The organism is Streptomyces sp. NPDC086147 (genome assembly GCF_040702165.1).
GTDB lineage: Bacteria > Actinomycetota > Actinomycetes > Streptomycetales > Streptomycetaceae > Streptomyces.
Map to the genome: position 1 here is coordinate 292,748 of NZ_JBFBJO010000003.1, position 12,099 is coordinate 304,846.

General features: G+C 72.4%; 10 protein-coding genes. 6 read left to right on the top strand and 4 right to left on the bottom strand.

Features of this window, described 5'->3' with window-relative positions; all coding sequences use genetic code 11:
• Window positions 1-74 precede the first annotated feature (74 nt).
• A complete protein-coding gene (locus tag AB0398_RS09415) occupies window positions 75-1,706 on the bottom strand; it encodes a protein kinase (protein ID WP_366373291.1) in 1,632 nt (543 codons plus the stop codon).
• Between the two features lie 263 nt (window positions 1,707-1,969).
• Between AB0398_RS09415 and AB0398_RS09420 the strand changes: the two genes are divergently transcribed.
• Window positions 1,970-3,604, top strand: a complete 1,635-nt coding sequence (locus AB0398_RS09420) for a protein kinase (RefSeq protein WP_366373292.1) — start codon at window positions 1,970-1,972, stop codon at window positions 3,602-3,604.
• 113 nt (window positions 3,605-3,717) lie between these two features.
• On the opposite strand, the gene AB0398_RS09425 is transcribed toward AB0398_RS09420, so the two are convergent.
• From AB0398_RS09425 to AB0398_RS09435, 3 genes are all read right to left on the bottom strand, one after another.
• Window positions 3,718-4,713, bottom strand: a complete 996-nt coding sequence (locus AB0398_RS09425; protein ID WP_366373716.1) for a phosphotransferase — start codon at window positions 4,711-4,713, stop codon at window positions 3,718-3,720.
• A gap of 156 nt (window positions 4,714-4,869) precedes the next feature.
• A complete protein-coding gene (locus AB0398_RS09430) occupies window positions 4,870-5,322 on the bottom strand; it encodes a pyridoxamine 5'-phosphate oxidase family protein (RefSeq protein ID WP_366373293.1) in 453 nt (150 codons plus the stop codon).
• An 86-nt stretch (window positions 5,323-5,408) separates the two neighbouring features.
• Window positions 5,409-6,068 carry a response regulator transcription factor gene (locus AB0398_RS09435; protein WP_366373294.1) on the bottom strand — a complete coding sequence of 220 codons (660 nt, stop codon included), beginning with the start codon at window positions 6,066-6,068 and terminating at the stop codon, window positions 5,409-5,411.
• 342 nt (window positions 6,069-6,410) lie between these two features.
• Here AB0398_RS09435 and pdhA point away from each other — a divergent pair, with 342 nt between their 5' ends.
• The 5 genes from pdhA (at window position 6,411) to AB0398_RS09460 (ending at window position 12,093) form a co-directional block, all read left to right on the top strand.
• On the top strand, window positions 6,411-7,604 hold the full coding sequence (gene pdhA, locus AB0398_RS09440) for a pyruvate dehydrogenase (acetyl-transferring) E1 component subunit alpha (RefSeq protein ID WP_366373296.1): 1,194 nt from the start codon (window positions 6,411-6,413) through the stop codon (window positions 7,602-7,604).
• A 2-nt stretch (window positions 7,605-7,606) separates the two neighbouring features.
• A complete protein-coding gene (locus AB0398_RS09445) occupies window positions 7,607-8,587 on the top strand; it encodes an alpha-ketoacid dehydrogenase subunit beta (protein ID WP_366373297.1) in 981 nt (326 codons plus the stop codon).
• Window positions 8,588-8,618: 31 nt separating this feature from the next.
• Window positions 8,619-10,028 carry a dihydrolipoamide acetyltransferase family protein gene (locus AB0398_RS09450; RefSeq protein ID WP_366373718.1) on the top strand — a complete coding sequence of 470 codons (1,410 nt, stop codon included), beginning with the start codon at window positions 8,619-8,621 and terminating at the stop codon, window positions 10,026-10,028.
• Between the two features lie 110 nt (window positions 10,029-10,138).
• Window positions 10,139-10,780: a GntR family transcriptional regulator gene (locus AB0398_RS09455; protein ID WP_366373298.1), complete on the top strand. Its 642-nt coding sequence runs from the start codon at window positions 10,139-10,141 to the stop codon at window positions 10,778-10,780.
• Window positions 10,777-12,093, top strand: coding sequence for an MFS transporter (locus AB0398_RS09460; protein ID WP_366373299.1), 1,317 nt, complete (start codon window positions 10,777-10,779; stop codon window positions 12,091-12,093). Before AB0398_RS09455 ends, AB0398_RS09460 begins: the two co-directional genes overlap by 4 nt.
• Window positions 12,094-12,099 lie beyond the last annotated feature (6 nt).

The following is a 12,099-nucleotide window of genomic DNA, read 5'->3' on the forward strand; positions in this document are numbered from 1 at the left end:
CTCCGGGAATCACAGGACCCGCCCGACCCCCGAGACCGCCCCGGGATCCCCGGGGCCCACGGAACCCCCGGGACCTACTGCGGCGGGTTGCCCGTCGAGATCTGGAGGGTGAACTCCGCGTCCTTGGCGTCGATGTCCGTACCGGCCGACGGGTACTGCTCCAGGACCGTGCCCTCGCCGTACGTCGCCTCGTCCACCGGGGTCTGGACCTTGATCTTCCACCCGGCGGCCTGGACGCAGTCCTTCACCGACTGGATGTTCCGGTACTTGAAGTTGGGCACCTCGAACTTCTCGGGGTCGCTGCTCGACTCCCTCGGCTGGGTGCACTTCTTCACGTCGATGGTCTTGGTCAGGTCGGGGCCCTTGTGGCCCGGCGTCGCCGACTGGCTCTGCTGGGTGCCCGTGCCGCCGGTCCTCCCCGCCTGCGGGTCCTTCTCGCCCTTGTCCAGGTTGAGCGCCAGGACCAGGCCGCCGACCGCGATCACGGCGACCGCGATCGCACCGACGACCACCGGGGTGTTCCGCCGGGAGCCGCCGCCCGCCGGGGCGGGCGCGTGCGTCCGGGCGTACGGCGCGGGGGTCGGGGCCTGGGCGTACGGGGCGGGCGTCGGGGCCTGCTGCGGGTAGCCGTACGACGGGGCGGGCGCCGGGGTCACGGGGCCGTACGGGCCCGGCTGCGGCGTCGGCGCGTACGGCTGCTGCACGCCGTGCGGCGTGGAGTACGGGCCGGGCGGCGAGGTCTGGCCGACCGGCGGGAAGACCGCCGAGCCGACGCCCGCGCCGCTGCTGACGGGGCCGCCCGCGACGATCACGGGGGCGCTTGTCTGCCCGGCCGACAGGACCCGCAGGCACTCGTCGCGCATGGCCGCCGCGCTCGGGAACCGCTCGTTCGGGTTCTTCCGGAGCGCGCGGGCGACGAGCGCGTCCATCGCCGGCGTCACCGAACGGTTGACGGAGGACGGGGCGACCGGCTCCTCCTGCACGTGTGCGTACGCGATGGCGAGCGGGGAGTCGGCGTCGAAGGGGAGCCGGCCCGTGAGGAGCTGGAAGAGCATGATGCCGACCGAGTAGAGGTCGGAGCGGGCGTCCACCGCGCGGCCGAGGGCCTGCTCGGGGGAGAGGTACTGGGGAGTGCCGACGACCATGCCGGTCTGGGTCATCGAGGTCACCCCCGACTGCATGGCCCGCGCGATGCCGAAGTCCATGACCTTGACCACGCCGCGCCTGGTCGTCATCACGTTGCCCGGCTTGATGTCCCGGTGGACCAGCCCCATCTCGTGGCTGACCTCCAGGGCGGCGAGCACGTCGGCCGTGACCTTCAGTGCCTTGTCGGCCGGCATCGCGCCGTACTGCCGCACGTCCGCCGCGAGGACCGAGCCGAGCGGCTGCCCCTCCACGTACTCCATGACGATGTACGGCATGACGGCGCCGTCGAGGGTGTCCTCGCCGGTGTCGAAGACCGAGACGATGTTGGTGTGGGAGAGCTTCGCCACGGCCTGCGCCTCGCGCCGGAACCGCTCGCGGAAGGACTGCTCCCGGCCGAGCTCCGTGTGCAGCGTCTTGATGGCGACCTGCCGGTCGAGGGCGGTGTCGTACGCCAGGTACACCGACGCCATGCCGCCCTCGCCGAGAAGATCGCGCAGCTGGTACCGGCCGCCCGCGACCGAACCGCCCGCGTAGCGGCCCTGTCCGCCGTCCTGGCTCATCTGTGCTCCCCCTACACGCGCGCGTGGCGACGTCGACATGGATTTCCCGGCCAAGTCTGCCCCAGGGCGGTGACCCGTCAAGCCGGGTGCCCGTTACGTGACCCTCCGCACAGGAAGCGTTTCCGAACCGGTGCGGGAAAGCGTCGAATTTGCACAGGTGTACGTGAACGGGATTGGATGGCCGGTCCATCTCGGACCGTGATGTCGTACGGAGCCTGTAGCGTGACGACTGGACACGGCACGACAGACGACGGCGAGGACTGATGGCACCCGAATCCGGAGCAGGTGGCGGTGTGCCGGACGCGTCCGCGGAATCCTGGGGCGTCGGCGGCGTCGTCGGCGACGGCCGCTACCGGCTGACGCACCGTCTGGGACGCGGCGGCATGGCCGAGGTGTTCGCGGCGGAGGACGTACGGCTCGGCCGCACCGTGGCCGTCAAGCTGCTGCGCGCCGACCTCGCCGAGGACCCGGTCTCCAAGGCCCGCTTCACGCGCGAGGCGCAGTCCGTCGCGGGCCTCAACCACCACGCGATCGTCGCCGTGTACGACTCCGGCGAGGACCTGGTGGGCGGCCGCCCCGTGCCGTACATCGTGATGGAGCTGGTCGAGGGCCGCACCATCCGTGACCTGCTGCTGAGCGCCGAGGCGCCCGGCCCCGAGCAGGCCCTGATCATCGTCTCCGGGGTCCTGGAGGCGCTGGCCTACTCGCACCAGCACGGCATCGTGCACCGCGACATCAAGCCGGCGAACGTGATCATCACCCACGGCGGCGCCGTCAAGGTCATGGACTTCGGCATCGCCCGCGCCCTGCACGGCGCGCAGTCGACGATGACCCAGACCGGCATGGTCATGGGCACGCCGCAGTACCTCTCCCCCGAGCAGGCGCTCGGCAAGGCCGTCGACCACCGCTCCGACCTGTACGCGACGGGCTGCCTCCTCTACGAACTCCTCGCGCTGCGTCCCCCCTTCACCGGCGAGACCCCGCTGTCCGTCGTCTACCAGCACGTCCAGGACGTGCCGGTCCCGCCGTCCGACGTGACCGGGTCCGTGCCGCCGGAGCTGGACGGCCTGGTGATGCGCTCGCTCGCGAAGGAGCCGGACGACCGGTTCCAGAGCGCCGAGGAGATGCGCGGGCTCATCCAGTACGCCCTCCAGATGCTCCAGCAGCAGGGCGGCTACACCGGCACGTGGAACACCGGCCCGATCGAGGTGCACGACGGCGGGCGGACCCCGGCCGGCGGCGTGGCCGCGACGACCGCGATGGGCCACCCGACGCACGGGGAGACCGCGCAGCGCCCGATCCTCCCGCCGATGAACCCCGACGACGGCGGTTATGACGGCGGCACGGGCGGCGGGGGCTACGGCCAGGGCGGCTCGTACGGGTCGCAGGGCGGTGGCGGCGGCCGCGGCAAGATGTGGCTGTTCGCCGCGCTCGCGGTGGTCGCGGTGGTCGCCGGAGTCGCGTTCGCCCTCAGCAAGGCGGGCGGGAACGGCGGCGGCGGTACGGAGAACAAGACGCCGACCGTCAGCACCTCGCCGTCGACGAAGGCCTCGGAGGAGCCCACGCCCTCGGAGAAGCCCTCCGAGGACCCGACGCAGGACCCGGGCACGTCCACCGGCGGTTCGACGCGGGAGCCGTGGACCGAGCAGCCGACGCGGCAGCCGAACTGGCCCACGGGCCGGCCGACCACCGAGACGCCGACCGAGCCGACCACCACGCCGCCGGTCGATCCCACGGACACGCCCACGAAGACGGGCGAGCCGACGACCCGTCCCACGAGCACGGCGACCTCCGAGCCGACCGACGGCAACCCCTCGGGGGGCGGCGACGGCGGTGGTGACGGCGGCGACGGCGGCACGGGCACGCAGCCGACGGCCACCACCGGCACCTCCGGCTGACGGGCTGACGGGGCTCGACAGGCTGACGGGCGGGTTCGGCGGAAGCGCCGGGCTCGCCCCGCGAAGGCCTCCGGGCCCGGTGGACCCACCACGGGGCCCGACGAGCGCCGGGCTCAGCCCGCGAAGGCCTCCCGCACCGCCTCGTACTCGCGGGTCCACCAGACCGCCAGGGCCGACACCGCGGGGAACTGCGCGTCGGCCCTCCGGTCGTGCAGCTGGTAGCGCCAGCGCAGGGTCCAGAAGTCGTTGAGCCGTTCCCACCACACCCGGTGCGCCGCAGCCGCCAGCTCGGCGCCGTCGGCGCCCGTCGCCCGCCGGTACGCGCGCGCGTAGGCCCGTACCTTCCCCAGGGCCAGCTCGCCCTCCGGTCGTACGAAGAAGATGGCGGCGGCCCTGACCGCCTCCTCGGCCCTCGGGCGGAGCCCGAGCCGGTCCCAGTCGACGATCGCGGCGGGCTTCGTGCCCCGGTAGAGCAGGTTCAGCGGGTGGAAGTCGCCGTGCACCCAGCCGGCGGCCGAGGCGGCCGGGGGCCGGTGGTGGGCGTGCTGGGCGAGCAGCCCGCGGCGCTCCCTGAGCCGGTGCTCGGCGAGCGCGTCGAAGCTGTCGCGGGGGCGGTGCGCGCGGACGAGGCGGATCAGCTCGTCGATGGCCCGGAAGGTGTCCTGGGGGTCCGCGCTCGCGCACGCCTCCGCGTCCGTCCCGCCGGGGCCGTCGGGCCCCGGGGCGCCCATCACCCGGTCGAGCGCGGTGTGGACCTGCCCGAGGAGGGCGCCGAGGCGGCGGCAGCCACCGGTGGAGAGTTGGCCGCCGTGCCGGTGGCGGCCCTCAACCCAGGGGTGCAGGGCGTAGCAGTGGCCGCCGACGACGGCGACCGTACGGCCCCGGGCGTCGGCGAGCGGCGGGGCGACAGGCAGGCCGAGGGCGTGCAGCCGCTGGGTGGCGCGGTGCTGGCGGGCGACCGTGGCCCGGTCGGCGGTGGCGGCGTCCAGGTGCTGCTTGAGGAAGTAGGTGCCGCGGGTGGTGGTGAGGCGGAAACCGCGGTTGAGCAGCCCCTCGGTGACCGGCACGCAGGCCAGCGGCTCCCCGGCGTGCCGGTGCCGGCGCAGCAGGGCGTCGACGGGCGGGACGCCGGCGGGCCGGACGCCGGTGGGTCGGACAGCGGTGGGCCGGGGCGGCGGGGCGGTGGCCGGGCGGGCGGGCGGTGGCGGTGCGCCGGTCGGCGGGGAGAGGGTTTCAGATGAGCGCGGCACCCGCCAGATGTTAGATCACGCTACGTGGTGCAGGTGTCGCCGTACGGAACGGGCCGTCGGCAGGGTCTCCGGCGCCTCGCTCGCGTAGTCGAGCGCGTGCACCGTCGCGAACCGGGGTTCGATCCGCAGGTAGACCGCGACGAAGGGCTCGCCGTCCACCAGCTCCGGTTCGGGACCGAAGGCCGCGCGTTCCTCCCCGGTCGGCTCGACGACCCTCGCGGTGCCGCAGAGCTGCACGGACCAGACGTGCTCGGCGCCCGTGCCGAAGTTGTCCGCCCCGTACGCGACGACGCCGCCGTCGCAGGCGCCGTGGTAGCCGAGGCCCTCGTGCATCCGGAGCAGGACCCGGCCGTCCACCACGACGTGGCGGGCCGGGGCGACGAAGGGCATCGCCCGCACGCTCGTCGCCACCCGGCCGTACGACACGCGGTGCAGCAGCTCGATGGCGCGGATCTCGTCGGTGGACATGTCTTCCACTCTCCGTCACCGCCGGGTGTCCGAGAAGGGGCCCCCGCCCCCCTCGGGGCGGGACGTAGGTCCCGAAGCGGACCGGTTCAGCGCCTCTCGGCCTGCCTCCGCGCCACGTACGCCGCCGCCTGCGAGCGCCGCTCCATGCCCAGCTTCGACAGCAGGCTGGAGACGTAGTTCTTGATGGTCTTCTCCGCGAGGTGGAGCCGCTCGCCGATGACCCGGTTGGTCAGGCCCTCGCCGATCAGGTCCAGGATCCTGCGCTCCTGGTCCGTCAGGGCGGCGAGCTTGTCGTCACTCCTGGGGGTGTTCCCGTCGCGCAGCCGCTCCAGGACCCGGGCGGTCGCCACCGGGTCGAGCAGAGACTTTCCGGCCGCCACGTCCCGCACCGCGTTCAGGAGCTCGTTCCCCCGGATGGCCTTGAGGACGTAGCCCGAGGCCCCGGCCATGATCGCGTCGAAGAGGGCCTCGTCGTCCGCGAACGAGGTCAGCATCAGGCACTTGACGTCCTCGTCCCGGGAGCGGACCTCCCGGCACACCTCGACGCCGCTGCCGTCCGGGAGGCGCACGTCGAGCACCGCGACGTCCGGACGGGACGCGGGGATCCTGACCAGCGCGTCCGCCGCCGTGCCGGCCTCGCCGACCACCTCGATGTCGCCCTCCACGGAGAGCAGCTCGTGGACGCCGCGCCGGACGACTTCGTGGTCGTCCAGCAGAAATACCCGGATTTTTCCTTCTTCGCGCACCCGGTCAGTCTCACATATTGGCTCTTCCCGCGCCCGGGGTGCGCGGGATAACGTGCCGCTTGTTCCGGCGGCCCTCCAAGCCGCTGCCGACGCGCTGACCAGCCGCTGTTCCCACTTTTCTCGATTTACTTGGAAATCCAAGCAAAATCGCAGGTCAAGAAGGGTTTCGCGGGAATGCGGCGCTGTGGGTAACGTGCCTATGACAGGGCGCTCGCCGGGGCACTTGTCACGCCCGACCCCGGCCGCGTCGCACCCACCCCGTGCGAAGGGTACGGATAAGGCGGAGAGCCGCACTGGCCTCACCGGCGAACCCGGGGGCCGGACCGACGGAGGAGCACGCACGTGACCGTGGAGAGCACTGCCGCGCGCAAGACGACGCGACGCAGCAGCGGCACCAAGCGCACCGCAAGCGCGAGCCAGAGCACCACCAAGAAGACGAGCACGCGCGCCGCGGCGGGAGCGACGGAGCCCGAGCTCGTCCAGCTCCTGACGCCCGAAGGGGAGCGCGTCCAGCATCCCGACTACGACATCGACCTGAGCGCCGAGGAGCTGCGCGGCCTCTACCGCGACATGGTCCTCACCCGTCGCTTCGACTCCGAGGCCACCTCCCTCCAGCGCCAGGGCGAGCTGGGCCTGTGGGCCTCGCTCCTCGGCCAGGAGGCCGCCCAGATCGGTTCGGGCCGCGCCCTGCGCGACGACGACTACGTCTTCCCGACCTACCGCGAGCACGGCGTCGCCTGGTGCCGCGGGGTCGACCCGACGAACCTCCTCGGCATGTTCCGCGGAGTGAACAACGGCGGCTGGGACCCCAACAGCAACAATTTCCACCTGTACACGATCGTCCTCGGCTCGCAGACCCTGCACGCCACCGGCTACGCCATGGGCATCACCAAGGACGGCGCGGACTCCGCCGTGATCGCGTACTTCGGCGACGGCGCCTCCAGCCAGGGCGACGTCAACGAGTCGTTCGTCTTCTCCGCGGTCTACAACGCCCCGGTCGTCTTCTTCTGCCAGAACAACCAGTGGGCCATCTCCGAGCCCATCGAGAAGCAGACCCGCGTCCCGCTCTACCAGCGCGCCCAGGGCTTCGGCTTCCCCGGCGTCCGGGTCGACGGCAACGACGTCCTGGCCTGCCTCGCGGTCACCCGCTCCGCCCTGGAGCGCGCCCGCCGCGGCGAGGGCCCGACGCTCGTCGAGGCGTTCACCTACCGGATGGCCGCCCACACCACCTCCGACGACCCGACCCGCTACCGCCGCGACGCGGAGCGCGAGGAGTGGGAGGCCAAGGACCCGATCCTGCGCCTCAGGGTGTACCTGGAGAACGAGGGCCACGCGGACGCGGCCTTCTTCGAGGAGCTGGAGGCGGAGAGCGAGACCCTCGGCAAGCACGTCCGCGAGGTCGTCCGCGCCATGCCCGTGCCGGAGCACATGGCGATGTTCGACAACGTGTACGCGGACGGGCACGCGCTCGTCGACGAGGAGCGCGCGCAGTTCGCCGCCTACCAGGCGTCCTTCGCGAACGGAGAGGCCGAGTAATCATGGCTGTTCAGAAGCTTCCCCTCGCGAAGGCGCTCAACGAGTCGCTGCGCACGGCCCTGGAGACCGACCCCAAGGTCGTCGTCATGGGCCTGGACGTCGGCAAGCTCGGCGGCGTCTTCCGGATCACCGACGGCCTCCAGAAGGACTTCGGCGAGGACCGGGTCGTCGACACCCCGCTCGCCGAGTCCGGCATCGTGGGCACCGCGATCGGCCTCGCGCTGCGCGGCTACCGGCCGGTCGTGGAGATCCAGTTCGACGGCTTCGTCTTCCCCGCGTACGACCAGATCGTCACGCAGCTCGCGAAGATGCGGGCCCGCTCGCTCGGCGCGGTGAAGGTGCCGGTCGTCATCCGCATCCCGTACGGCGGCGGCATCGGTGCCGTCGAGCACCACTCCGAGTCCCCCGAGTCGCTCTTCGCGCACGTCGCGGGCCTCAAGGTGGTCACCCCGGCGACCCCCTCCGACGCCTACTGGATGCTCCAGCAGGCGATCCAGAGCGACGACCCGGTCGTCTTCTTCGAGCCCAAGCGCCGCTACTGGGACAAGGGCGAGGTCGACACCGAGGCCATCCCCGGCGAGCTGCACAAGGCCCGGGTCGCCCGCGAGGGCACGGACCTCACCCTCCTCGCCTACGGCCCGATGGTGAAGACCTGTCTGGAGGCGGCCGCGGCCGCCGCCGAGGAGGGCCGGTCGATCGAGGTCGTGGACCTGCGCTCGATCTCCCCGATCGACTTCGACACCGTCCAGGCCTCGGTCGAGAAGACCCGCCGCCTGGTCGTCGTCCACGAGGCCCCGGTGTTCTTCGGTTCGGGCGCGGAGATCGCCGCCCGCATCACCGAGCGCTGCTTCTACCACCTGGAGGCCCCCGTCCTGCGGGTCGGCGGCTACCACGCGCCGTACCCGCCGGCGCGCCTGGAGGAGGAGTACCTGCCGGGTCTCGACCGCGTGCTCGACGCCGTCGACCGCTCGCTGGCGTACTGAGGAGAGCACCGTGACGATCCGCGAATTCAAGATGCCCGACGTGGGCGAGGGCCTCACCGAGGCCGAGATCCTCAAGTGGTACGTCCAGCCCGGTGACACCGTCACCGACGGACAGGTCGTGTGCGAGGTCGAGACGGCGAAGGCGGCCGTCGAGCTGCCGAGCCCGTTCGACGGCACGGTCCACGAGCTGTGCTTCCCCGAGGGCACGACGGTCGACGTCGGCCAGGTCATCATCTCGGTGAACGTCGGCGGCGACGCGCCCCCCGCCCCGGCGGCCCCGGTGACCGAGTCCGTCGCGGCCCAGGCCGTACCGGCGGAGCCGGTGGCCGAGGAGGACGAGCCGCAGGGCCGCCAGCCGGTCCTCGTCGGCTACGGCGTGGCCGCCAGCTCCACCAAGCGGCGCCCCCGCAAGGCGTCCGGGGACGTGGTCCCGACCGCTCCCGTCCAGCAGGCGCCCGCCGCCGTCTCCGTGCCCGAGCAGCTCAACGGGCACGCGTCGGCGGCCGGCCGGCCGCTGGCCAAGCCGCCGGTCCGGAAGCTCGCCAAGGACCTCGGCGTCGACCTGACGACGGTCGTCCCGACCGGCCCGGACGGCATCATCACCCGCGAGGACGTCCACGCGGCCGCCGCCCCGGCGCCCGCGCCGGCCGTCGAGACCCCGGCCGCGGCTCCGGCCCCGGTCCAGGCCCCGGCTCCCGCCGCGGCCCCGGCCGCCGCGCCCACCACGGAGACGTCCGGCGCCCGGGAGACCCGTGTCCCGATCAAGGGCGTGCGGAAGGCCACGGCGGCGGCGATGGTCGGCTCGGCCTTCACCGCCCCGCACGTCACCGAGTTCGTGACCTTCGACATCACGCGCACGATGAAGCTGGTCGAGGAGCTCAAGACCGACAAGGACATGGCGGGCCTGCGGGTCAACCCGCTGCTCCTCATCGCCAAGGCGATCCTGGTCGCGGTCCGGCGCAATCCGGAGATCAACGCGGCCTGGGACGAGGCGGCGCAGGAGATCGTCCTCAAGCACTACGTGAACCTGGGCATCGCCGCGGCCACCCCGCGCGGTCTGATCGTGCCGAACATCAAGGACGCGCACGCCCAGACCCTGCCCGAGCTCTCGAAGTCCCTGAGCGAGCTGGTCGCCACGGCCCGCGAGGGGAAGACGACCCCGGCGGCGATGCAGGGCGGCACCTTCACCATCACCAACGTCGGCGTCTTCGGCGTCGACACCGGTACGCCCATCCTCAACCCCGGCGAGTCCGCGATCCTCGCGGTCGGCGCGATCAAGCTCCAGCCATGGGTCCACAAGGGCAAGGTGAAGCCGCGTCAGGTCACCACCCTGGCCCTCTCCTTCGACCACCGCCTGGTTGACGGCGAGCTGGGCTCCAAGTTCCTGGCGGACGTCGCCGCGATCCTGGAGCAGCCGAAGCGGTTGATCACCTGGGCGTGACGCCCGACTCGCGTTGTTTCACGTGAAACCGGCGCACGTGCTCATAGGGGCCCCGTCCATGATGTGGACGGGGCCCTGTGCGGCATCCATGTTGTATCTATGCTGTACGCATGCCTTCAGCTCCCCCCGCCGCCGATCGCGTCTACATGCACGTCAAGCAGGCCGTACTCGACCGGCGTTACGAAGGGGGCACCCTCCTGACCGAGGGCGAACTCGCCACGGCCGTGGGAGTGTCGCGGACCCCCGTCCGCGAGGCGCTGCTCAAGCTGGAGATGGAAGGGCTGCTCAAGCTCTACCCGAAGAAGGGCGCCCTCGTTCTCGCTGTCTCCGCGCAGGAGATCGCCGACGTCGTCGAGACCCGGCTCCTCGTCGAGGAGTTCGCCGTCCGCCGGGCCGTGCCCGCCCCCGCCGGCCTGATCGCCCGCCTCGAAGAGCTCCTGGAGGAGCAGAAGCGGCGGGCCGAGGCCGGGGACCTCGCCGAGGTCGCCGTCACCGACCGCTGCTTCCACGCCGAGATCGTCCAGTACGCCGGCAACCAGATCCTCGCCCGGCTCTACGACCAGCTCCGCGACCGCCAACTGCGCATGGGCGTCGCCGTGATGCAGTCCCAGCCCGACCGCGTCGCCAAGAACATCACCGAGCACGCCGAGATCCTCGACCGCATCAAGGCCGGCGACGCCGAGGGCGCCGCGCACTGCGTCCGCCAGCACCTCAGCTGGGTCAAGGTCCTGGTCCGGGGTGAGGACCGGTGAGCAACCGCAACGGACACGGCTCCGCCGTCACCCTCCCCGGCGACCCGCCCGGCGGCCGCCGCGCCGCCCTCGTCTGGGGCGTCGGCGTCGCCGTCTACTTCGTCGCCGTCATCTTCCGCACCTCGCTCGGCGTCGCCGGACTCGACGCCGCCGACCGCTTCGACGTCAACGCCTCCGCGCTCTCCACCTTCTCCATACTCCAGCTGCTCGTCTACGCCGGCATGCAGATACCCGTCGGCCTCATGGTCGACCGGCTCGGCACCAAGAAGGTCCTGGTCCTCGGCGTCGTCCTCTTCACCGCCGGCCAGCTCGGCTTCGCGCTCTCCCCGTCGTACGGCACGGCCCTGGCCTCCCGCGCGCTCCTCGGCTGCGGCGACGCCATGACCTTCATCAGCGTCCTGCGGCTCGGCAGCCGCTGGTTCCCCGCCCGGCGCGGCCCGCTCATCGGCCAGGTCGCCGCCCTCTTCGGCATGGCCGGGAACCTGGTCTCCACCGTCTTCATCGCCCGCGCCCTGCACGGACTCGGCTGGACCGCCACCTTCGTCGGCAGCTCCTTCGCCGGCGTCCTCGTCCTCGTCCTGCTGCTGCTCTTCCTCAAGGACCACCCCGAGGGGTACGAGCCCCGGCCCGCCCAGCACGCGGGCGCGGCCTACGTCCGCCGCCAGATCGCCGAGTCCTGGCGCGAGCCCGGCACCCGGCTCGGCATGTGGGTGCACTTCACCACCCAGTTCCCGGCCATGGTGTTCCTGCTCCTGTGGGGACTGCCGTACCTCGTCGAGGCGCAGGGCCTGTCGCGGTCCACCGCCGGGACGCTGCTCACCCTGGTCGTGCTCTCGAACATGGTCGTCGGCCTCGCGTACGGACAGATCATCGCCCGCCATCACGCGGCCCGCGCCCCGCTCGCCCTCGGCACGGTCGCGGCCACCGCCCTGCTGTGGGGGACCACCCTCGCGTACCCCGGCGACCACGCCCCGATGTGGCTGCTCGTCACCCTCTGCCTGGTCCTCGGGGCCTGCGGACCCGCCTCGATGATCGGCTTCGACTTCGCCCGCCCGGCGAACCCGCCGGAGCGTCAGGGAACCGCCTCCGGCATCGTCAACATGGGTGGTTTCGTCGCCTCGATGACGACGCTCCTCGCCGTCGGCGTACTGCTCGACGCGACCGGCGACGACTACCGGATCGCGTTCTCCTCGGTCTTCGTCCTCGAAGCCCTCGGCGTCGTGCAGATCCTGCGCCTCAAGGCCCGCACCCACCGCAGGGAACGCGAACGGCTCGTCGCCAGCCGCGTGGAGGCCGTGCACGTACCCGTCTGACCCGAA